Below are 21,674 nucleotides of genomic sequence, written 5' to 3'. Positions count from 1 at the left end.
CCCATGCCAGACTTCGGCCTTTAGGACACCGCAGTCCGGGGGGATCGGATACCGCATGGTTCGGCGCGCGCTTTCATGGTTCGGCGGCAGCTTCGCGCTGTCGCTCGCCATCGCCGCCGCCTGGGCGGAGCCCGCCCCGCCGCGCGTCACGGTGGACTTCGCGATTCCCGCCCAGCCGCTGTCCAGCGCGCTGATCGCCTTCGGCAAGCAGGCCAATGTGCAGGTGCTGACCGCGGGCCAGGCGATCATGGACCTGCGCAGCGAAGGCGCCGCCGGCGCGCTCACCCTGGAACAGGGCATGGCCGAACTGCTGCGCGGCACCGGCCTGGAATACGAGGCGGTGGACGCCGGCACCGTGGTGGTCAAGCGCCGCCCCATGCCGGTGGCCGCCAGCTATTACCGCAGCAGCCTGCTGGAGGCCAAGCCCAGCGTGCCGATCGTCGCCTCGCTGGCGGCGATCCAGGTGCAGGGCACCTTGATCGGCGACGTGGGCTACCGCGCCGGCTCCACCAGCGCGGCCACGCGCACCGATACGCCGCTGGCCAAGGTGCCGCAGTCGGTGAGCGTGGTCACCCGCGACCTGATGGACACGCAGCAGGCGGTGACCGTGGCCGATGCCGTGCGCAACGTGGCCGGCGTGCAATACATGGACGGCTTCGACGGCCCCGCGCTGTTCCGCATCCGCGGCTTCAACGCCGGCAACGGCATGACCGACGGCATGCCCAACGGCGTGGCGCGCACCGAAGACCTGCCGCCGCTGATCGGCATCGAGCGCATCGAAGTGCTGAAGGGGCCGGAGGCGATCCTCGGAGACGCCTCGGTCAACAATAATTTCGGCGGCCTGGTGAACGTGGTGATGAAGCGGCCGCAGAGCGATCCGGTGCGCCAGCTCAGCTGGTCGCTGGGGCGTTACGACGGCGCGCGCCTGGGCCTGGATCTGGCCGGCGCGCTCGGCGCCAACGATGGCTGGACCTATCGCCTGGTCGCCGCCGGCAATCATGCCGACCGCAGCGCGCAGGGCTATCGCGGCCAGTGCAGCGCCTACTTCGCGCCTTCGCTGGGCTGGGAGCGCGATGCCACGCGTTTCACTCTGGGCTACGAACTGGTCACCAACCGCGTGCCGGGGCCGGACCACACGGTGCTGCTGGGCGATTCGCTGGCCGCGATGTCGCCGTACGGCATCCTGACCGGCAACCCGGGCGACCATTCGACCTATCGCACCAACCGCGCCGTGTTCACGCTGGAACAGGGCCTGGACAGCCACTGGACCTTCCGCAGCCGCGGCCAGTACGTGAAGCAGCGCACCAGCGGGCAGGGCTGGTCCTTGACGGACGGCTATCTGACCGGCGACGTCGACGCCACCGCGCGCACGTTCCGCTATTCCGATGCGTTCTACACCTTGCAGAACGACCTCACCGGCGTGTTCGAGCAGGGCAACATCACGCACACCTTGGTGCTGGGCGTCGACTACGCACGCACCAAGGCGGGCCGCGACCGCCAGCGCGACACGCTGAAGGTGGGTCCGTCGCAGTCGTACAACCTGTTCACCAATGCGGCGCTGCCGAGCGCGCGCGTGAGCACCGACGAAGCGGCCTCCGTGCAGATCCTGGGCGGCGGCGACTGGACCACCGAGACCGGCCTGTTCCTGCAGGACCAGATCGCGCTGGGCGAACGCTGGGACGTGCTGCTGGCGCTGCGCCGCACCTCGTACGAGCTGTCCACCTCCTGGGCCGACGGCAGTCCGCGCCGCCTGCGCAAGGACCAGTGGGTGCCGAAGGCGGGCGTACTGTTCAAAGCGACGCCAGAAGTGGCGCTGTATGTCAACCACACCTCCGGCTTCCAGGCCAATTCGCTGCTGGGCGAAGACGGCCAGCCGCTGCCGCCGGCGAAATCGCGCCAATGGGAAGCGGGCACGCGCATCGACCTGTTCCAGCAGCGCGCGCGGCTCAACGTGGCCTGGTACCGCATCACGCTGGACCACAGCGTGGATTACATCGCGCCAGAACCACCGTACTTCGCTACGCCCGGGCCCGGGCAAACCAATCACGGCCTGGAAGTGGAGTTCACCGGCCAGATCACGCGCGGGCTGGAAGGCGTGCTCAATTACACCAACGCGCACATCCGCAACGACGATGGCACGCAACCGGTGGCGGCGCCGCGGCACTTGCTCAGCGCCTGGGCCAATTACCGCTTCCAGCGCGAATCGCTGCGCTCGTGGGGCGTGGCGGCGGGTGTTTCCGCGCGCAGCCGCAGTGTGGGGCGCCTGCAGGGCGGCGGCTATTTCGATCTGCCGGGGCAGGCGAGCGTGGATGCCAATGTCACCTACTACGGTGGGGATTGGCGCTTGACGCTGGGCTTGCGCAATCTGTTCGACCGCACCTTGTATGCGATCAATGCCGACCAGAGCTTTGTGCCGGTGCGGCAGGGGCGGATGGCGATGGTGACGGGCGTTTACGACTTCTGAGTCGTGCCGTGACGCCGGCGCCTCAGGCCCAGGCGCGGGGGCGCAGCGCTACCGGCGGCAGCCGCGAAGTATCGCGCTGCCCGTCGGGCGAGGGTTGCGAAGGGCGGCGCCAGTCGAGCGCGCGCAGGAACACGGCGCGTGCTTCATCCAGAAACTGTTCGCGCTGCCGGCGTGCGGCGCGGCGCTTGCTGGGCAGCAGGCGCACCGGGCGGCGGGCGCCGAAGCGCGGGAGTTCGTGGAAGCCGTGCTCGCCGGGGATGCCGCCGTTTTCCTGCCAGAAGCTGTCGTAGTCGGCGTGGATGCGTGCGGCGAACGGATGTGACGCCTGTGCCACGCCGCGCAGGCGCTCGATGCCGTAGAGGCGCGAAAGCACGCGCATCAAGGTGAGCAGCAGGTTCTTCGGGCGCACGCCGTGGCTGCCGCGGGTGAACTCGCGGATCGGTGCGCGTCCCAGGAACGACCACGAGCCCTGCATCGCGCCGATCAGCAGGCCGTCATCGCCGCCGAAGGTAAAGACGCACGAGGACAGCACTTCCTTGCTGCCGGTGACCAGGTAGAGGCCCAGTTCGCCCATCGCACGCACGGCGGGTTTGCGCAGATGCAGATGGACCGTCTCGCCGTTGCGCAGGCGCAGGGTGCCGATGCGCACGTCGTGGCCGCGCAGCAGCTTGTCGCGCAGGCGCGGCGGGAAGCGTTCGAGCAGGAAGCGGTAGTGGGCCTGGAGGATGCGCAGGCGTGCCGGGGCATCGAGTTCGCGCGAAATAAAGGGTGCGTGCCAGCGGCTGTAGAGGCCGGGGTCGCTGCGCACGGCCTGGCGCATTTCTTCCGAACCGTCGAGAAAGCGCAGCCACGCAAGCTGGCGCGGCAGATGGCCGAGGCTGTGGCGGGCGTGGCTCAGATAGCCGTGGACCTGGCGCGGGACGGGGGTGTAGCCCAGGTCCCAGCGTCCCTGGAACGAACGCAGCAGTAATAGCGCTCCCGCTCGCGGCGCGACCGCCGCAGGGGCCTCATCCAGCCAGTCTTCGCGTACTGCTGCCTTCATGACGATTCCGGTTCGAGCCGCTTGAACGGAAGCCAAGACGGCCGATGCCGGAATTTTTGAAATGCGCGGTGAAGGGGTTGTCAAAAAAGCGGTGATACATCACGTGGCAGTTTCGCCGCCAGTCAGTTTCGCCGAAAAAACCTGCGTCCGGCCGCTCAGGCGTCCCAGCCTTCGTCGTCGAACGCCGCGATATCGGTGGCTTCGCCGGTGATTGCCTCGCGCAGCGGGGTCATCTGGCGGTTCACTTCATGGCACCAGTGTTCCATCGATTCGCTGAGCACGCGGGCGCGCGACTGGGCTTCCACTTCGTCCAGCGGGGCCACGATGGCCTCGTACAGGGCGGCCAGTTCGTCGCGCGGGACGATGGTGCCGGCCAGGCGGTGGTAGTCGCTCAGGCGGGTGTGCAGTTCCTCGAGGGTGCGGTAGAGCGGGGGCGGAAAATCGCCGGGCAGGCCGGTGAGCAGGGCGTCGAGTTCGCCCAGGTCGAAGGCGATCTGCGGGGCGTGGACCAGGGACTGTGCGGGCACGGGCATCGCGGGGCTCCGGAGACGAGGCGCCTATGTTCGCGCTTGCGGCCGTTGAAAGGGAGTCCTTCGTGCAGGCCGATGAAGCCGGAGCGGGTTGCGCATGGGTCACGTCACGCTCACTGTGTGGCGACTAGCTTCCCGAAGCGAAATGTTCGGCGCATCGCGCGACATGCCTATACCGCAAAGAGCCATTACCGATCATCCCGTGGACGCTGTCATCGACTACGCCATCTATATGCTGGACACCGACGGGGCGGTGCGCAGCTGGAACAAAGGGGCGGAGCGCTGCGAAGGCTACGCAGCGCAGGACGTGATCGGTGCATCCTTCGACACCTTTTTCGTGCCCGACGACCGCGCGCTGGGCTTGCCCGCGGACATCCTCGCCAAGGCGCTGGAACACGGCCGCCACGACCTGGAATGCTGGCAGCTGCGCAAGGACGGCAGCCGCTTCTGGGCGCATCTGACGGTGGACCCTGCCAGCGGCGACGGCAGCGAGCATAGTGGCTTTGCGATCCTGCTGCACGATCTCACCGAGGCCAGGCAGGCCGCGGAAACCCTGCGGCGCAGCGAGGAGCAATTCCGCATCCTGGTGCAGGGCGTGATCGACTACGCCATCTACCTGATCGATCCGGAAGGCAAGGTTTCCAGCTGGAATGCCGGTGCGCAGCGCATCAAGGGCTATGCGCCGCGCGAGATCATCGGCAAGCATTTCTCCACCTTCTATACCGACGAAGACCGCGAGCGCGATCTGCCCGCCAAGGGCCTGGCCACCGCCGCGCGGATCGGCCGCTTCGAGAACGAAGGCTGGCGCGTGCGCAAGGACGGCAGCCGCTTCTGGGCGCATATCGTGATCGACCGCATCCTGGACGACCAGGGCCGGCACGTGGGCTACGCCAAGATCACCCGCGACATCACCGCCCGGCGCGAGGCCGAGCAGGAGTTGGCGAATACGCGCGAGGCGCTGTTCCACGCGCAGAAGATGGAGGCCGTGGGCCAGCTCACCGGCGGTGTGGCGCACGATTTCAATAATCTGCTGATGGCAGTCATCGGCAATCTGGAGCTGCTGATCCGCCGCCTGCAGCACGATCCTTCCAGCCTCGCGCTGCTCAACAATGCGCTGTCCGGCGCCGAGCGCGGCGCCACGCTGACCAAGCGCATGCTCGCCTTCGCACGGCGCCAGGAGCTGAAACCCGCGGCGCTGGATCTGCGTCCGCTGGCGCGCAACCTGGTCGGCCTGATGGAGCGCTCGCTGGGGCCGCGCATCGGCGTCGACCTGGCGTTTCCGATCTCGCTGGAGCGCGTGCTGGTGGATGGCAACCAGCTGGAGCTGGCCATTCTCAACCTGGTGATGAATGCGCGCGATGCGATGCCGGAAGGCGGGCGCATCACGCTGGGCGCGCAGTCGGTTCAGGTGGACGAAGGCCATGCGGTGGGCCTGGCGCCCGGCCGCTATGTCTGCCTGGCGGTGACCGACGAAGGGCAGGGTATGGATGCGGCCACGCTGGAACGCGCCACCGAACCGTTCTTCACCACCAAGGGCGTGGGCAAGGGCACCGGGCTCGGCTTGTCGATGGTGCATGGCCTGGCCGAGCAATCCGGCGGCCGGCTGGTGCTGCACAGCGAAGCGGACCGGGGGACGCGGGCGGAAGTGTGGCTGCCGGTGGCGCCGGCGGAGACGCAGACGGAAGCGCCGCCCTCGCCGATGGACGAGCCTTCGCGCAACGGGCAACTGCGGGTGATGCTGGTGGACGACGATCCGCTGATCCTCGCCACCACCGCGGCGGTGCTGGAGGACATGGGCCATCTCACCTATGAGAAGTCCTCGGCGAACGAGGCATTGGAAGCGCTGTTCGGCGGCGTGGAGCTGGATCTTTTGATCACCGACCAGATGATGCCTGGCGTGCAGGGCCATCAATTGCTGCTGCAGGTGCGCGCGCAGTGGCCGCAGCTGCCGGCGATCCTGGCTTCGGGCTATTCGGAGACGCCGAAGGAATTGCCTGGAAACGTGGTGCGCTTGGCCAAACCGTATGGCCGCGCCGAACTGATGCAGGCGATCGACAAGGCCGTGCTGATGCAGATGCTGGCCTGAGGCCGCTGCATCGCAGGCTCAGTGCTTGACGCAGATATAGGCGCTGTCGGCCTGCCCGGCGAGCACCGCCATCATGGAAAGGATTTCCGAGCCGGTCGCGCGCGGGTGCAGCAGCAGATAGCGGTTGCTGCATGGGCCGGCGGGGCGGCGCGCCGCAGCGGTGCAGAGTTCGCCGTCGGCGGAGGCCAGCACCGGCGCTACGGGGTAGTCCGGATCCCACAATTGGCGCCGTACCAGTCCGTGCTGCGGACCTCCGGCGATCAGGCATTCGACGATCTGTTCCATGTTGATTTCCCCTGCAAAAGCCGAGGCTGTTGGCCTCGATGGCAGGTAAGCAGGGGCCGGGCCAGATGCATAAATCACGCGTGAGTTGCATCACGTTTTTCTGGCACGGCAAATTCAGTGATGTGGTTGTGGTGTGAATTCAGCCCTCCCAGGTAACTGGAACGGCCTGATAAGTGCGTCGAAACGCGCTTGCATCGTGGCGCAAAACCTCCGTTGGGAGGTTTTCATGGCTTATCGGACGCTCCGTCAGCAGGAAACGGTATGGCCTTTGTCTCGTTCCAGGTGACGTTTCGCGGCAGATCGCATCCACCGTGTCCCCATTTGTCGCGTTCCAGCGGACTCATCTGGACATCCGTTTTCCAAATGAGATAGATTCTCATTTGTCGGCAGCGGTCTCCGGACCTCGCCGCTTTCCATCGATCGGCCGCCAGCCTCAGGGACCGCAGTTCCGTTTCCTTTGCCAGCCCGCCGCGTGATTCCACGCTCAGGCAAAGGACTGGTTCGCCCATGTTTCGCATCGCCCCATTGGCCGCCGTGATCGGCGCGCTGTTTGCTGTTCCCGCCGTGGCCGCCGAGTCGGCCGCGCCTGCCGACGCCACCGATCTGCCGCGCGTGCAGGTCACCGCGCTGGCGCCGTCGATCCAGCTGAACGTGCCCGGCACGGTGTCGACCATCGACCGCGTGCAGATGGACCGGCATCTGAATGTGTCCATCCGCGATCTGGTGCGCTACGAAGCTGGCGTTTCGGCGATCGGCACGGGCGGCCGCTTCGGACTGGACAGCTTCAATATCCGTGGCCTGTCCGGCAACCGCACGCGCATCGAGATCGACGGCGTGTCGATGCCGGCTTCGTTCGGCGCCGACGTGGCCGGCGGCAGTTTCCGCGCGGGGCGCAACTTCGTCGACCTGGATCAGCTCAAATCCGTGGAGATCGTGCGCGGCCCGGCGTCGGTGCTGTATCCCTCCGATGCCTTGGGCGGCGTGGTCAGCCTGCGCACCAAGGATCCGGCCGATTACCTGCGCGACGGGCGCGACACCTATGTCTCGCTGAAAGAGCTGTACGACAGCAGCGACCGCAGCCTCACCTCCACGGTGACCTTGGCCGGCGGCGACAAGCGCAACGGCATCCTGTTTGTCGGCAACCACCGCGAGGGCAGCGAGCTTGCCAACCAGGGCGAGGTCGGCGGCACCGGCGCCGCGCGCACGCGGCCGGATCCGCGCAGCTACAGCCTGGACAGCTTCCTCGGCAAATACGTGCACACCGCCGACAGCGGCCGTGCGGATCGCATCGGCATGGATGGCTCGCAGACGCGCACGCGCACCAACTCACTATCGAACGTGACGCCGGCCGCCGGCTATTACCGCTCGCAGGACGAGAACATGCGCGTGCGCGCCACCGTCGGCCAGTGGTTTCCGCAATTGGGCAGCGTGCTGGCCGACACGCTGGACTGGAACGTGTATTGGCAGAAGAGCCGCACCCGCACCAACACGCAGACCGAAACCGCCACGCTCACGCGCTACTACCAGAGCCTGCCGCTGCAGGAGAAGGTGTTCGGCGGCAAGCTGGTGGCGGTAAAGCAGCTGGGCGAAGGCGGACCGGTCACGCAGGCGATCAGCTACGGCGTGGAGTTGTCGCGCACCGATGCGCAGTCGTACGCCGGCGGTTATGGCGTCAACAAGCGCACCGGCGCGAGCGGCAGCGGCAAGCCGTTCATGCCGGGCAACTACCCGTTGCATCTGATTCCGGACAGCGAAACCGATCGCTACTCCGCCTTCGTGCAGGACGAGATCGGCCTGCTCGGCGGCAAGCTGGAACTCACGCCGGCCGTGCGCGTGGACCGCTATTCGTACAAACCGCAGGACGACGCGCTCTACGCCGCCTACAACCCCGGCTATGTGCGGCAGGACTACAGCAAGACCCACGCCTCGCCCAAGCTCGGCGTGCTGTGGCATTTCAACGGCACGCTCAGTGCGTATGCCAACTACGCGCAGGGCTTTCGCCCACCGCTGTACAGCGAGATCGCCGGCGCCTGGAACGAGCAGCCGTTCCCCGGCTTCAATATCGCCTTCCTGCCGAACGAAAAGCTCAAGGCCGAGACCAGCCGCGGGCTGGAACTGGGCCTGCGTGGCAAGGGCGAGGCCGGCTGGTTCAATGTCGCCGCGTACTACAACCGCTATCGCGACTTCATCTGGTCGGGCTACCAGCTCAAGGCCAGCCAGGTGCCGGACTGGGTGCAGGTCAATCCGGGTATGAACCTGTTCTATCAGGCGGTGAATGCGCGCAAGGCCTATATCAAGGGCGCCGAAGCCAGCGGCGCGCTGCGGCTGGCGTATTTCAACGAAGCCTTGCAGGGCTGGTCCGTGCGCGGCAGCGCGGCGGTGGCCAGCGGGCGCCTGATCGAACCCGGTGCGAGCGGCTACAGCCCGCTCAATACGGTGGACCCGGCCAAGCTGGTGCTGGGCATCGCCTATGACGCCAGGCAGTGGGGCGCGGAACTGATCGGCACCGGCGTGCGCCGGCACAGCCGGCTGGGCGATCCCAAGGCCTTCCGCCCCGGTGGCTACGCCACGCTGGATCTGTATGCGCATTACTCGCCGCTTGCCAACGTCGAGTTGTACGCCGGCATCAGCAACCTCGCCGACCGCAAGTACTGGGATTGGGGCAGCTTGAACAGCGGCGCGCTCGGCAACCTCGTCACCGGCAATGGGATTAACGACGCCGGCACCGGCAGCATCCCGGCCGACCGCCTCACCATGCCCGGCCGCGCCTTCAGCGTCGCCGCACGCATCGCGTTCTGACAGGAGTGCCACGCATGTTGAACGAAATCACTTCCGCTTCCGCCGCGCCTTCGCTGCCGGAACTGCTCGATGCCTGGCGCCGCTTGCGCGAGGAACAACCGCAACTGCGCGCCCGCGACCTGGCCGAACGGCTGGGCGTGAGCGAGGCCGAACTGGTTGCCAGCCGCTGCGGCGACGGTGTCACCCGCCTGCAAGGGCCGTGGGCCGAATTGATCCACGCCTTGCCGGAACTGGGCCATGTGATGGTGCTGACCCGCAACGAGCATTGCGTGCACGAGAAGAAGGGCGCCTTCGCCAAGATCGAGATCGGCGGCAGCATGGGCGTGGTGCTGGACGAGGCGATCGACCTGCGCCTGTTCCTGCGTCACTGGGTATTCGGCTTTGCGGTGCGCGAGGAATCGCGCGGGCGCTGGCTGCGCAGCCTGCAGTTCTTCGATGGCGACGGGCGCGCGGTGCACAAGGTGTATCTCACCGAGCAGAGTCTGCAGGATGCCTGGTCCGGCCTGGTGGCGCGTTTCGCGGCGCCGGTGCAGTCGCCCTTGCTGGAGCTGGCGGCGGTGGAAGACCCGCTGCCGCTGCGCCGCGACGACGAGGCGGTGGACGTCGCCTCGCTGCGTGAACAGTGGCGCCGCATGCGCGATCCGCACGATTTCTTTGCACTTCTGAAGAAGCACGAGGTGACGCGTACCCAGGCCTTGCGTCTTGTCGGTGCCGAATTCGCGCGGCGCGTCGATAGCCATGCTGTGCGCACGGTGCTGGACAGTGCCGCGGCCAGCGACCTGCCGATCATGGTGTTCGTCGGCTCGCCCGGCGTGGTGCAGATCCACACCGGCCCGGTACGTAACATCAAAACCGTCGGCCCCTGGCTCAACGTGCTGGACGAGGATTTCAACCTGCATCTGCGCGAGGACCGCATCGCCGAGAGCTGGATGGTGCGCAAACCCAGCCCGGAAGGACAGGTGACCTCGCTGGAGCTGTATGACGCCGAGGGTGGCCAGATCGTGCAGTTCTTCGGCAAGCGCAAGCCCGGTACGCCGGAACTGGCGGCTTGGCGCGAACTGGCCGAAGGCCTGGCCGATGCGGAGGTGCCGCATGTTTGAGCGCAGCCGTTGCTGGTTGGGCGCCGTGGCGCTCGCGTTGTGCACGCAGGTGGCGGCCGCTGACGCGCCGCGCGTGGTCGCACTCGGTGGCGACATCACCGAAACCGTGTATGCGCTGGACGCGCAGAAGGGCCTGGTTGGCGTGGACAGCACCAGCCTGTGGCCGGCGGCGGCACGCGAGTTGCCGAATGTGGGCTATGTGCGGCAACTGGCTGCCGAAGGCGTGCTGGCCTTGCGGCCGAATCTGATCCTCGCCACGCACGACGCGGGCCCGCCGCCGGTGATGGCGCAGTTGCGCGAGGCCGGCGTGCGCATCGAGCTGATGCCGACGACGCGCACGCCCGAAGGCGTCGTGGCCAAAGTGCGGGAGATCGGCCGCGCGCTCGGACGCGATGCGGCGGCCGATGCGATCGCGCACCGGATCGAAGCGCAGTACGCCGAGCTGGCGAAAGCCGTCGCCGGCATGAAAAGCCACCCGCGCGTGCTGTTCCTGATGGCCACCGAAGGCAGCCCCAAGGCCGGCGGCCGCGAAACCGCCGCCGCCAGCGCCATCGTGCTGGCCGGCGGCACGCAGATCGCGGACGGCTTCACCGGCTACAAGTCGGTATCCGCCGAGGCGCTCGTCGCTTTGGCGCCGGACGTGATCCTGCTGATGCGCGAGCGCGCCGATGAGGTGGGCGGCGTGACTGGCGTCTTGCAACTGCCCGGCGTGGCGTTGACGCCCGCGGGCAAGGCGCGCCGCATCGTCTTCGTCGACGGCCAGGCCTTGCTCGGTTTCGGTCCGCGCAATGCCGAGCACGAACTGGAGCTGCAGCGCGTATTTGCCGGCGTGCAGCCGTGAACAGCATCGCCTTGCCTCGTCGCGATGCTTTGAGTGCTCGCGCATGGGCGCTGGGTGGATTGGCGACGCTGCTGGCGGTTGCGGCGATCGGTGGCATGGCGGTCGGTGCGATGCCGTTGTCGGCGGCGCAAGTGCTCGGCGCCTTGCTGCGCTGGCTGGATGGCCTGCCGATGCAGGGACAGGACGCGGTGGTGCTGACGCTGCGCCTGCCGCGCGTGCTGATGGCGAGCCTGGTCGGCGCAGCCCTGGCGTGCAGTGGCGCCACGATGCAGGGCTTGTTCCGCAACCCGCTGGTGGAGCCCGGATTGGTGGGCGTGTCGGCCGGCGCGGCGCTGGGTGCGATCGGGATGATCGTGCTGGGCGGTGCGATGACCGCGGCGCTGTCGCCCTTGCTCGGTTCATTCGCCATCGCGGGTGCCGCGTTCGGTGGCGGTTTGCTGGCGACCTTCCTGGTCTATCTGTTCGGCAGCGGACGTCCTGGCGTCGCGACTTTGCTGCTCGCCGGTGTGGCGATCAATGCGATCGCGATGGCTGGCGTGGGTGTGCTTACTTATCTGGCGAACGAGCACCAACTGCGCGATCTCACCTTCTGGACCCTGGGCAGCCTCGGCGGCACCAGCTGGGCGCGGCTCGGCGCCGTGGCACCGCTGATGCTGCTGCCGTTGTTGTGGTTGCCGACCCAGGCGCGTGCACTGAACGCGCTGCTGCTTGGCGAACGCGAGGCCAGCCTGCTCGGTTTCGAGCCGCGAAAGCTGCGCCGCCGGCTGGTGACGGTGGTGGCCTTGGCGACGGGGGCGGCGGTGGCGATGTGCGGCGTGATCGGTTTCGTCGGCCTGCTGGTGCCGCACGTCTTGCGGCTGGTGTGGGGGCCGGATCATCGCCTGCTGCTGCCGGGTTCGGCGCTGGCCGGGGCCAGCCTGATGATCGGTGCGGATGCGGTGGCGCGTATCGCGGTGGTGCCGGCGGAATTGCCGGTGGGCGTGATCACCGCGCTGCTGGGCGGGCCGTTCTTCTTATGGTTGCTGTCGCGGCTGCGCGTGGGAGAGGCGGGATGAACCTGGCGGTGGATTGGCGCGCCGCATCCTGCGCCAACGAACGCGTGCTCGAAGCGCGCGACGTGCATCTGCACTATGGCTCGCGGCGCGTGCTGCAGGCGATCAACCTGCGCGCGCAACCGGGACGCGTGCTGGCGCTGATCGGCCCGAACGGCGCCGGCAAGAGCAGCCTGCTCGGCGTGCTGGCCGGCCTGCTGCGGCCTTCGCTGGGCATGGCCATGCTCGATGGCGTGTCGCTGGCGCGCTGGCCCGCGCCGGAGCTGGCCCGGCGGCGCGCCATGCTGTCGCAGCGCGTGCAGCTGGGTTTCGGTTTTCGCGCGGAGGAGGTGGCGATGCTGGGGCGCAGTCCGCACGGCGCCGCGTCGCCGCATGTATCCGATCGCCGCATCGTCGAGGCGGCCTTGCGGGCCACCGGTACCTGGGAGCTGCGCCAGCGCAATTACCTGGAGCTGTCCGGCGGCGAGCAGCAGCGCGTGCAGCTGGCGCGCGTGCTGGCGCAGATCTGGGATTGCCGCGAGGCGCCGGGCTGGCTGTTGCTGGACGAGCCGGAGGCCGGGCTGGATATCGCTCATCAGCATGAATTGCTTGGGCACGCGCGGCAGCTGGCGGGGCAGGGCTTCGGCGTGATCGCCGTGCTGCATGAGCTCAATCTTGCGGCGCGCTACGCCGACGATATTGCCTTGCTGGCGCAGGGGCGCTTGGTGCGCCATGGCGGCCGCGAACAGGTGCTGGATGCGCAGGTGCTGTCGAAAATCTACGGCGTGGCCCTGGCCTGCGCGCGCGATGGCGAAGGGCGGCCGCTGATTCATGCAGCTTGATCGGGCCGTCTGAGCGGGCCGTCTGATCGGGCCGCCTGGCCGGCCGGTCTCAATCCCTGAGATGTACCTGGGCGACGCTTGCCGACTCGTCCCCGGAAAGCCCGCCATGTCCTACGTCGACCGGATGTGCCTGCGCCTGATGGCGCCCTGCCTGTTGCCGGCCCTGTGCGGCGCCCTGTTCGCCTGGGGCACGGAAAGCCTGTTCGGTCTGCCGCGCGTGGCGCATGGCGTGTCGGCGCTGGATCTTCCTTCGTATCTGATCGTCGCCGGCGGCGCGGCGAGCGTGGCCTTGTATGCAGTGCAGGCCGGGCGGCTGCTGCGCTGGCGGCGCGGGCGCGGTGCGGTCTGCTATGTCTGCGGCTGCCTGCTCGGTGGCATGGGCGAAGGGCGCTGGGGGCGTTACCGGCGCTGCATGGGGTGCGGGAAGCAGCATCCGGCCTGAGCATCACCCAGGCCGCCGCGGAGCCGTGCCTTGCGCTGGAAGCGGCAGCCGGGAGGCTCGCGCCACCCGGCTGAGCGGCATCAGGCGGGCCGGAAAACCTGAGCCATGGCGCCGGAGCGGAACACCGTCGACGAGCGCAGCTGCAGATGCAGTGGCTTGGGTAACCGGGCGAACAGCGCCTGGCCCGCGCCCAGCGCCACCGGGTGCACCACCAGCCGGTATTCGTCGATCAGCCCGGCCGCCGCCAGGTGCTGCGCGAATTCGACACCGCCCTGGGCCAGGATGTATTTGCCCGGTTGCTGCTTGAGCCGGTTGACCTCGGCTACCAGGTCGCCGCGAATCACTTCGGCCTCGGGCCAGTTGCCCGAGCCGGCCGAGCTCACATCCAGCGCGTCCTGCCGGGTAAAGACCGCCTTGGGAATCTCGTTCATAGGCACGGCGAGAGCGTCGCCGGCGGTCGGCCAGTAACCGGCCATGCTGAAAAACGACTTGCGCCCCATCAGATGCAGGCCGGCCTGCGCGAGCGTCTCCCCGACCCACTCGCGGCCACCTTCGTCGCGGCTGGGCACCATCCAGTCGCCTTCGCCGTTGGGGCCGGCGACGAAGCCGTCGAGCGAGATGGACATTTTCAGGATAAGGCGTCGCATGATCGGGTCTCCAGGTCGGGGCCGGTGCATCCGGCTTGTACGGGAACGACGAATGGAGTTTCCGGAAATCGACAAGGGGCCGCTACGTCATCCCGGCGCAGGCCGGGATGACGCTTGATGCGATGTTGCGGTGTGGGATGGGGTCAGGGCGCAAACCACTTCAGATCCACCGCCTTCGCCATCGCCTCGAAACCCGCCCCGTTCGGATGCAGGTGATCGCCGCTGTCGTAGGCCGGCAGCATGCGGTCGGGGTGGGCCGGGTCCTGGGTGGCCCGGTCGAAATCCGCCACGCCATCGAAGGCGCCGCCGCTGCGGATCCACGCATTCACCGCCTGCCGTTTCTGCTCGTTACGTGACGAGTGATACGGCCAGCCCGCGCCGCCGAACGGGGTGAGGGTGGCGCCGTAGATCTTCACGCCCTTGGCGTGCGCGCGGGCGATCAATGCCTTCATGCCGTCGATGATCTGCTCGGCGGAGACGTCGTCCTTCGGCGTGGCCGGCTGGCCGGAGCCGCCGATGTCGTTGATGCCTTCCAGCAGCACGATCCAGCGCACGCCGGGCTGGTCCAGCGCGTCGCGGTCGAAGCGCTTCTGCGCGCTGGGGCCGAAGTTGTCGTTCAAGACGCGGTTGCCGCCGATGCCGGCATTCGCCACCGCCACGGTGGCGAGCGCCGGGTCGGCGCGCAGGAGCGCGGCGAGCTGGTCGGGCCAGCGTTCGTAGGTGTCCTGCTTGCCGCCGACGCCGTCGGTGATGGAGTCGCCGAAGGCCACTACGACGTGGCGTTCGGCGGGGCTGGCGACCTGGATGTCGCTGAGAAAGATGCGGCTACCGAACACCTCGGTACCTGGGTACGACGTGGCTGCGGTGGCGTCGCCGTGCTCGGTCAGGTACGCGGTGGCGAGGCCGGCGTTATGTAACGTCGACGCGCCCGGTGCGGCGCCGGCGGGGACGTAGAGGCTCACTGCCAGTTCCTGCAGCGGTTTCACTTCCAGCGCGACGGTGTCGCTCAGGGCGCTGCCGCCTTTGGGAATGGTTACCGTCGGCTTGCCGCCGAAGCGCAGCTCGTGATCGGAGCCTGCGATGGTCGAAGACCCGTCGGCACGCAAGGCGACATGCACCGGCCCCAGCGTCACCGGCCCATCGCCGTAGAGATTGGACAGCCGCACGCGCACGGCCGAGCCGCCGATGCTGACGCGGGCGATCTGTCGCACGGTCTGATCCGACAGCCGCGGCCCCGGCGAATCCATGGATGCACTCCAGGCGGCCACCCAGTGCGTGTCTTTGGCCGGGGCGGCGAGGGCCGGAGCGAGCAGGGCGCACAGCGCGCCGGCCAGGAAGAACTGCAGAAGCTGACGGTGCATGCCGGATCCTTTGCCTGGGGGTGATCGGGGACTTTGTATAACAAAGTCGCGCTTACGGTATCCGCGACCGGCGTTTACAAAATCAGACGGGCCGGCCTGGCGCAGATGGCCCGGAGAAGCCGTCTCTCTTTTTCCTTGGCGATACGAGGCGACGTTACGTGACGTCCGCCCAGCGCCTTCGGCCGGCTAAAAGTCCGCGCCACGGCAAGATAAATCACTCTAAGAAAATTTCTTAAAGAACTTATTTTTCTGGAAATTTCTTCAAGAAATGATGGATTTTTGCTTGCAATTTATAGTTACGTAACTTAAAATATGCGCCATCTCACCAGGAGCACGAACATGGTCGACGCACGCGATCCCGGCACCCTGCAGCTGCCCTTGGCGTTCAAGCGCAGCCGTGGCCGTCCGCGCAAGGAAAGTCCGCTCACCGGCGCCCAGCGCCAGGCGCGTTTCCGTGCCCGCCGCGAAGCGCAGGCACAGGTGCTGCGCGAGCGCCTGCAGAAGGCGCTCGGTTATCTGGAACAGGGCGATACGGGCATGGCTCGCTACGAGCTGGAGTCACTGGTCGCGGCCACCGCGGGCCGGCGCGACGAGGACGATCTCGATTCCTGAGCGCGCTGCCGTTGCGGCAGACGAGCGGCCGGCGCGCCATCGTCTTTGCGTGACGTGACAAGTGCGGCGATGCATCCGTTTCTGGCGGACGGATGGCTGCTGCGCACCGGCAAAACCAGCGCATTACGTGACGGATTTCCGCTGGCGGACATCCGCGTCTGGTGCGCAAATACCTGCGTGCTATCCTCGGCGGCGAGGCGCGCCGGTCATGCGTACGATCCAGGAACACCCTGTCGGATCAGTCGCATTGCCGGTGTCTCGGTCGGCGGAAAAGGAGTCTTGCCGCGAAGCGCTACGGCGTCGAAAGGGAGATTCCACGCTGCTCAGGGGATACCAGCAAGACCATCCACCCCACGCGCTTCTGGCGTTCCTCCGTTTGTCCGCGACGGCGGCGGGACCACACCGACCATGGAAAAGGAAAGGGAATCATGAGGAAGACTTTGAGCCTGTTGTCCATGCTGGCGCTCGCCGGCTGCTCCACCATGAGCGTCAATGAGGCGATCGTGCCGCTGCAGACCGAGACGGCGAAGATGATCGGCCTGGCCTCGTCGGACGAGCTGACCATCTCCAACGTCAAGGCTGGCGAGCCGGACAAGCTCGGCGCCCAGCAGCTGACCTACACCGCCACCACCACCAAGGGTCGCGTGTTCAACTGCTCGTCGGTGCAGACCCCGGGCCTGCTGACCTCGCCGCCGACCCTGAGCTCGCCGAGCTGCAATCCGGTGCAGGTGCACCAGTAAGCGCCACCGGCGTCTTCGATGCAGCATCCAGTGCCCCGCCTTTGCGGGGCACTTTGCGTTACGGAACCTGCGTGGCTGCGGCCACTGCGGGTTATGTCACGGAAACAGGTGATCTCGTGCGTTGAGATCGGGTGCGGCGCGGGGGCGCCGTCCGGTCGAAGGGGGATTCATGCCGAATCAGCAGGGAAAGTCATCGGGCAGCAGTTCCAAGGCCTCGCTCAGCGGCAATACCAAGGGCTATGCCGCGACCAAGCACACCAGCCCCAAGGCACAGGCCAAGATCGCCAAATCGTCGAAGTCGTCGGGCAAGGCGTACAGCGCCAGGAACGACCGCACGCTAAGCGCCAGCCAGGCCAAGTCCGGCGGCTTCAGGCCCGAGGTGACCAGCCGGGTGGCGTCGCGCAAGCCGGTCAAGAAGGGGTCGTTCCGTTTTCAATCCAATCCCACCAAGGAGGGCGTGAGCAGCGGCTATCACGAGGCCTTCGTGGTGACCGATGCGGTCGACCAGCTTTCGCGCCGTACCAAGAGTTCCGGCGGTTTCGCCAAGATGCCCAGTTCCAGCCGCGGCTACTGGAAGAAGCATTCCAACAAAAAGATCATCGAGAAGAACGTCAAGGCGGCCCTGGAAGCCAGCGACGGCGCGCGCACGGACACGGCGCGCACCATCATCACCGGGCCCGGCGGCAAGGGTGCCGGCCATTCGGGCTCGGGCGTCAGCACCACCGGCCAGGCGCATGCGCACGACCTGCTGCGCGACCAGTCCATGCGGTCGCTGACCGAGCCCAAGATGACGCCCCCGGCGCAGGCCGTGATCGCAGCCAATACCACGTTGTGGTCGATGGCGCCGGGCGTAGTGGCCAGCCAGACCTCCGGCGCCGGCAAGCTGAAGAGCAAGCGGGCCCGAACCACCTGGGAAGAGGACCGCAACGAGACCAAGCTGCGTATGCATGCCGCCTACGACAAATTGAGCAAGCCCGAAAAGCAACTGGTGCTCGACCACGAAAAGAGCTTCGTCAAAGACATCGGCGACAAGAAGCGCAAGCGTTCGATGGACCGTCCCGGCTCGCCTTTGCGTGAAACCGGCAAGACTAAGAGCAATCCGATCCACGGCGGGGACTACTTCGCCAAGCCGCCGAAGAACAAGAAGCCGCGCGTCGAGCCGCCCAAGCAGGGCGGGCCTCGCGAGACGGCGCAGTACATCACCGAGCCGTTCCGGATGCCGCGGCGAGACATCAAATAAGGAGTCGCTGCGCACGGCGCGGCAAGCGCCACGCCATGCGGCAGGATCTCAGCCCTTGCGGGCGCGGCGCACGGTCTTCTTCGTGGCCTTCTTCGCGGCACGAGCCGGCGCGCGCTTGCCGGTCTTCTTGCTTGCAGCCTTCTTGGCGACTCGCTTGGTGGCCACATTCTTGCGAGCCGGTGCCGCGGTGCCATCGATCAGCAGGCTGTCCAGCGTGACGCCGCGCTTCTTCAGCTGGGCCACCAGCCACAGCGGGCGCTTGCCGCGGCCCGACCAGGTCTGGCTCGGGTCTTCCGGGTTGCGGTACTTGGCCGCCACCGTGCCCTTGGCCTTGCCCTTGCCGACCTGGCGCGGAAACACCTCGGCCAGGGTCAGGCCGGAGGACTTCAGCAGCGCTTCGATCTTGCCGCGCACTTCGCTGATCTGCTGGCCGCGCGACTGTTCCAGCTGCGAGCGGGCGTTGGAGATAAGGGTTGCCAGCTGATCGGCGGAAAGCGACTTCAGATTGATAGCCATATAAGTGTCCTGTACCCGTTAGGCGGCCGACCTTAACACATGGCCTGCGGGCGCCATGGGGCGGTCGCGCCGATTCTGTCGATCAGATAGAGCCGACGGCGAGGGTGAAGCTCTGCAGGAAATGGAAGTCCGGACGGCGCAGTGCGAAGTCCGGGTGTTCGGGGTCGCACAGCCGGACCAGGGCGGCATAGTCCCCATCCGACAGATACGGCCGCAGCCGCTCGCCCCAGCTGCCGCGAAAGATCGCTTCGACCAGATACGCCTCGTCCGCCGCGCTCACCGGCGCCACCCGCTCGATCAGGCAGGTGCGCACGGCTACGTCGCGCAGGCCGCTGCGGCGCAGCAGCCCGACCAGCGAGCGCACGGCGGTGAGGTCGCGTTCGTGCAAGCCGTAGCGGTCGCGGTAGTACTGGCGCACCGCTTCGTTGGTCACGCGTTCGAGGCGCGCGTCCCAGGCGAAATACATGTCCGGCAGCAGCGAGCTCTGGCCCAGCGCGATGCGGCCGCCCGGGCGCAGCAGGGCGGCCAGTGCGCTTACGCCTTGCTCGGGATCGCGCAGGTGGTTGACCGTATTGACCGACCACACCAGGTCGAAGGTTTCGCGCGCCAGCGGCGCCATCAGCAGGTTGGCCCGCATGATCCAGGCATCGCGCGGCGCCTGGCTGCGCGCCGCCGAGGTATGCGCCGAGGCCAGGTCCAGTCCCACCACCATGCCCGCGTGGCCGACCTTGGCGGCCAGCCAGCCCAGCGCTTCGCCGGTGCCGCAGCCCGCATCCAGCACGCGCATGCCCGGCTGCAGGTCCAGGGCGGCGATGGCCTGGCGCAGTTCCGGTTCGGCGTAGGCATTGAACAGCCGCAGCTTGTGCGAGTAATCGCGGGCGACGGTATCGCCCAGGAGGCCCGGGCTGGCGGCGGGACGAAGCTGCGGTGCGTTCATGGGTCGGGGCGACGGTCGCTCGCCAGGGCCGGATGCCCTGGATCACTACTGAGTCGCCCCGCGGCGGCGAATGGTTGCGATGCGCGGCTTACAAGGTGAAATCGGCCGCGATCGGGAAGTGATCCGACGGATAGCGCCCATCCTTCGAGGTGGTCAGTACGCGCACCGCGTTGGCTTTCACACCGCGATAGAGGATCCAGTCGATCTGCACCGTCGCCTGGCCGGTGAAGTCGTGGAAGGTCTTGGCCGGGCCTTCGCGCTTGGGCGCGGTGTCCCAGGCGTCCTTCAGTTCCGCGGTCAGCACCTTGTGCGCTTCGCTGCTCGGCTCGGTGTTGAAGTCGCCGGTGACGATCACCGGCACGTCGGCCGGCAGCTTGGCGATCCAGGCGGCCATTTCGCGCGCGCCCTTGGTGCGGGCGTCCTCGTCCTGGTCGCGATAGGGGAAATGGGTGTCGAGCAGATAGAAGCGCTTGTGATCGTCCAGGCGCTCAAACAGGGCCCAGTTCACCATGCGCGGGAAGACATTGCCCCAGGTGATGCTGGCCACCTTGTCGGGCGTATCCGACAGCCAGAAGTCGCCGGACTTCACCAGCTTCAGGCGATCCTTGCGATAGAAGATGCCCATGTGTTCCTCGGCATGCTTGCCGAAGCGGTCGCGGCCGAACCAGGTGTATTCCGGCAGGCGCTGGACGGTGTCGTCGCCCTGCTGCTTGAACAGCTCCTGCGTGCCGATCACGTCCGGATGCACCTGGCGGATGGTTTCGGCGAACAGTTCGCGGCGCTTGTCCCAGGCATTGGGTCCATCCTGGGCCGCGAGGGTGCGGACATTGAAGCTCATCACTTTCAGTTCCGCCGCGGAGGCGGACAGGGCCGAAGCGGTGAGGGCCAGGGCGAAGGCGATGCGGGAAAAGATCGGCATGGGCGTAGGCGCTTTGCGGAATGGACGTCCGACTATAGCCCCGTCGCGTGACGGAAAGTGGGTAGTCGTTCCGTTATGCTGGCCGCGGCCCTGCATCGGGCCAACGGCTCTTCAAGGGATCCGGCATGGCCTGTGAACGTTTGACCGATCTGGCCCACGGCGGCGGTTGCGGCTGCAAGCTGGCGCCCGCGGTGCTGCAGGAGCTGCTGGCCGGCAAGCCCGCGCTGCAGCCGTTCGCGCAACTGCTGGTGGGCACCGAGTCCAGCGACGATGCGGCGGTGTGGCAGGTGGACGAACGCACCTGCGTGATCGCGACTACCGATTTCTTCATGCCGATCGTCGACGATCCCTACGACTTCGGCCGCATCGCCGCGGCCAATGCGCTGTCCGACGTCTACGCCATGGGCGGCAAGCCGATCATGGCCCTGGCCATCCTGGGCATGCCGCTGGGCAAGCTGGACGTGGACACGGTGCGCGCCATCCTCACCGGCGGCGAGTCGATCTGCGCGCAGGCCGGCATCCCGGTGGCCGGCGGCCATTCGATCGATGCGGCCGAGCCGATCTATGGCCTGGCGGCGATCGGCCTGTGCACGCCGGCGCAGGTGCGCCGCAACGCAGGGGCGCGGCCGGGCGATGCGCTGATTCTCACCAAAGGCATCGGCGTCGGCATTTATTCGGCGGCATTCAAGAAGCAGATGCTGCCGATGGATGCGTATGACGAGATGCTCGCTTCGACCACCTTGCTCAATCGCGTGGGCCACGAGCTGGCGCAGGACGACGACGTGCATGCGCTCACCGATGTCACCGGTTTTGGCCTGCTCGGGCATGCGCTGGAAATGGCGCGCGGCAGCGGCGCGCGGATCCGCATCGAGCTGGCGAGCCTGCCCTTGTTCGCGCGCGCGGAAGCCTTAGCCGAAGCGGGTTACGTAACGGGTGCATCGAAACGCAATTGGGTCAGCTACGGTGACGGTGTGGTGCTGCCTGCCGATGTGCCGGAATGGTGGCGTGCGCTGCTGACCGATCCGCAGACTTCCGGTGGCTTGCTGGTGGCGTGCAAGGCGGACAGGGCCGAGGAGATACGCGCGATGATCGAGGCGGCGGGATATCCGCGGGCGAGCATCATCGGCACAGTCGAAAAAGGGCTGCCTGGTATCGACGTGGTTTGAGGTGGCCGGTTGCTCGTCATCCCGGCGCAGGCCGGGATCCAGTGGCGACAACACCCCGCCATTGCCGATACGCA

The 21,674-nt window shown here is 67.4% G+C and carries 20 protein-coding genes; 12 read left to right on the top strand and 8 right to left on the bottom strand.

Translation table 11 applies throughout. The annotated features are described in order from the left end of the window. Positions 1 to 55: 55 nt before the first annotated feature. On the top strand, positions 56 to 2,464 hold the full coding sequence (locus KK141_RS11600) for a TonB-dependent receptor (RefSeq protein WP_214572267.1): 2,409 nt from the start codon (positions 56 to 58) through the stop codon (positions 2,462 to 2,464). Positions 2,465 to 2,486: 22 nt separating this feature from the next. On the opposite strand, the gene KK141_RS11595 is transcribed toward KK141_RS11600, so the two are convergent. Together KK141_RS11595 and KK141_RS11590 are read right to left on the bottom strand one after the other, a co-directional pair. Further along, entirely contained in the window at positions 2,487 to 3,506 is a 1,020-nt protein-coding gene (locus tag KK141_RS11595; protein ID WP_214572268.1) for a DUF535 family protein, read from the bottom strand. A gap of 155 nt (positions 3,507 to 3,661) precedes the next feature. Beyond that, positions 3,662 to 4,039 (bottom strand): hypothetical protein, encoded by a 378-nt coding sequence (locus KK141_RS11590; RefSeq protein WP_214572269.1) that lies wholly within the window; start codon positions 4,037 to 4,039, stop codon positions 3,662 to 3,664. Between the two features lie 199 nt (positions 4,040 to 4,238). Here KK141_RS11590 and KK141_RS11585 point away from each other — a divergent pair, with 199 nt between their 5' ends. Continuing rightward, on the top strand, positions 4,239 to 6,122 hold the full coding sequence (locus KK141_RS11585; RefSeq protein WP_214572270.1) for a PAS domain-containing sensor histidine kinase: 1,884 nt from the start codon (positions 4,239 to 4,241) through the stop codon (positions 6,120 to 6,122). An 18-nt stretch (positions 6,123 to 6,140) separates the two neighbouring features. On the opposite strand, the gene KK141_RS11580 is transcribed toward KK141_RS11585, so the two are convergent. Beyond that, a complete protein-coding gene (locus KK141_RS11580) occupies positions 6,141 to 6,407 on the bottom strand; it encodes a hypothetical protein (protein WP_214572271.1) in 267 nt (88 codons plus the stop codon). 507 nt (positions 6,408 to 6,914) lie between these two features. Between KK141_RS11580 and KK141_RS11575 the strand changes: the two genes are divergently transcribed. The 6 genes from KK141_RS11575 (at position 6,915) to KK141_RS11550 (ending at position 13,462) form a co-directional block, all read left to right on the top strand. Next, entirely contained in the window at positions 6,915 to 9,206 is a 2,292-nt protein-coding gene (locus KK141_RS11575) for a TonB-dependent hemoglobin/transferrin/lactoferrin family receptor (RefSeq protein WP_214572272.1), read from the top strand. A 14-nt stretch (positions 9,207 to 9,220) separates the two neighbouring features. Next, positions 9,221 to 10,306: a ChuX/HutX family heme-like substrate-binding protein gene (locus tag KK141_RS11570; RefSeq protein ID WP_214572273.1), complete on the top strand. Its 1,086-nt coding sequence runs from the start codon at positions 9,221 to 9,223 to the stop codon at positions 10,304 to 10,306. Then, positions 10,299 to 11,147: an ABC transporter substrate-binding protein gene (locus KK141_RS11565; protein WP_214572274.1), complete on the top strand. Its 849-nt coding sequence runs from the start codon at positions 10,299 to 10,301 to the stop codon at positions 11,145 to 11,147. The genes KK141_RS11570 and KK141_RS11565 overlap by 8 nt, the downstream gene beginning before the upstream one ends. Next, a complete protein-coding gene (locus KK141_RS11560) occupies positions 11,144 to 12,202 on the top strand; it encodes an iron ABC transporter permease (protein WP_345777609.1) in 1,059 nt (352 codons plus the stop codon). The genes KK141_RS11565 and KK141_RS11560 overlap by 4 nt, the downstream gene beginning before the upstream one ends. Next, positions 12,199 to 13,020 (top strand): heme ABC transporter ATP-binding protein, encoded by an 822-nt coding sequence (locus KK141_RS11555; RefSeq protein ID WP_214572275.1) that lies wholly within the window; start codon positions 12,199 to 12,201, stop codon positions 13,018 to 13,020. Before KK141_RS11560 ends, KK141_RS11555 begins: the two co-directional genes overlap by 4 nt. 106 nt (positions 13,021 to 13,126) lie before the next feature. After that, positions 13,127 to 13,462 carry a hypothetical protein gene (locus KK141_RS11550; protein ID WP_214572276.1) on the top strand — a complete coding sequence of 112 codons (336 nt, stop codon included), beginning with the start codon at positions 13,127 to 13,129 and terminating at the stop codon, positions 13,460 to 13,462. Between the two features lie 80 nt (positions 13,463 to 13,542). On the opposite strand, the gene KK141_RS11545 is transcribed toward KK141_RS11550, so the two are convergent. Both KK141_RS11545 and KK141_RS11540 read right to left on the bottom strand, forming a co-directional pair. Next, a complete protein-coding gene (locus KK141_RS11545; RefSeq protein WP_214572277.1) occupies positions 13,543 to 14,109 on the bottom strand; it encodes a dihydrofolate reductase family protein in 567 nt (188 codons plus the stop codon). A gap of 143 nt (positions 14,110 to 14,252) precedes the next feature. Beyond that, positions 14,253 to 15,470, bottom strand: coding sequence for an SGNH/GDSL hydrolase family protein (locus KK141_RS11540; protein ID WP_214572278.1), 1,218 nt, complete (start codon positions 15,468 to 15,470; stop codon positions 14,253 to 14,255). Between the two features lie 339 nt (positions 15,471 to 15,809). On the opposite strand from KK141_RS11540, the gene KK141_RS11535 reads away from it, so the two are divergent. The 3 genes from KK141_RS11535 (at position 15,810) to KK141_RS11525 (ending at position 18,062) form a co-directional block, all read left to right on the top strand. Then, positions 15,810 to 16,082 (top strand): hypothetical protein, encoded by a 273-nt coding sequence (locus KK141_RS11535; protein ID WP_214572279.1) that lies wholly within the window; start codon positions 15,810 to 15,812, stop codon positions 16,080 to 16,082. A 428-nt stretch (positions 16,083 to 16,510) separates the two neighbouring features. After that, complete coding sequence (locus KK141_RS11530; RefSeq protein ID WP_214572280.1) at positions 16,511 to 16,822, top strand: hypothetical protein; 312 nt, start codon at positions 16,511 to 16,513, stop codon at positions 16,820 to 16,822. A 169-nt stretch (positions 16,823 to 16,991) separates the two neighbouring features. Further along, entirely contained in the window at positions 16,992 to 18,062 is a 1,071-nt protein-coding gene (locus KK141_RS11525) for a hypothetical protein (RefSeq protein WP_214572281.1), read from the top strand. A gap of 48 nt (positions 18,063 to 18,110) precedes the next feature. Here the strand turns inward: KK141_RS11525 and KK141_RS11520 are convergent, their stop codons facing one another. From KK141_RS11520 to KK141_RS11510, 3 genes are all read right to left on the bottom strand, one after another. Then, a complete protein-coding gene (locus KK141_RS11520) occupies positions 18,111 to 18,578 on the bottom strand; it encodes an H-NS histone family protein (RefSeq protein WP_214572282.1) in 468 nt (155 codons plus the stop codon). Between the two features lie 82 nt (positions 18,579 to 18,660). Beyond that, the gene (locus KK141_RS11515) at positions 18,661 to 19,515 is read right to left on the bottom strand and encodes a methyltransferase domain-containing protein (protein WP_214572283.1); all 855 of its coding nucleotides are present in this window, start codon (positions 19,513 to 19,515) and stop codon (positions 18,661 to 18,663) included. 88 nt (positions 19,516 to 19,603) lie between these two features. Then, on the bottom strand, positions 19,604 to 20,434 hold the full coding sequence (locus tag KK141_RS11510) for an endonuclease/exonuclease/phosphatase family protein (protein ID WP_214572284.1): 831 nt from the start codon (positions 20,432 to 20,434) through the stop codon (positions 19,604 to 19,606). Between the two features lie 125 nt (positions 20,435 to 20,559). On the opposite strand from KK141_RS11510, the gene selD reads away from it, so the two are divergent. Then, the gene (gene selD / locus KK141_RS11505) at positions 20,560 to 21,600 is read left to right on the top strand and encodes a selenide, water dikinase SelD (RefSeq protein ID WP_214572285.1); all 1,041 of its coding nucleotides are present in this window, start codon (positions 20,560 to 20,562) and stop codon (positions 21,598 to 21,600) included. The last annotated feature ends 74 nt before the right edge of the window (positions 21,601 to 21,674 follow it).

The sequence above is a fragment of the Dyella sp. LX-66 genome (assembly GCF_018599165.1).
GTDB classification, from domain to species: domain Bacteria; phylum Pseudomonadota; class Gammaproteobacteria; order Xanthomonadales; family Rhodanobacteraceae; genus Dyella_D; species Dyella_D marensis.
The sequence above is the reverse complement of the archived record's forward strand: the minus strand, read 5'-3'. Positions and strand labels throughout refer to the sequence as shown.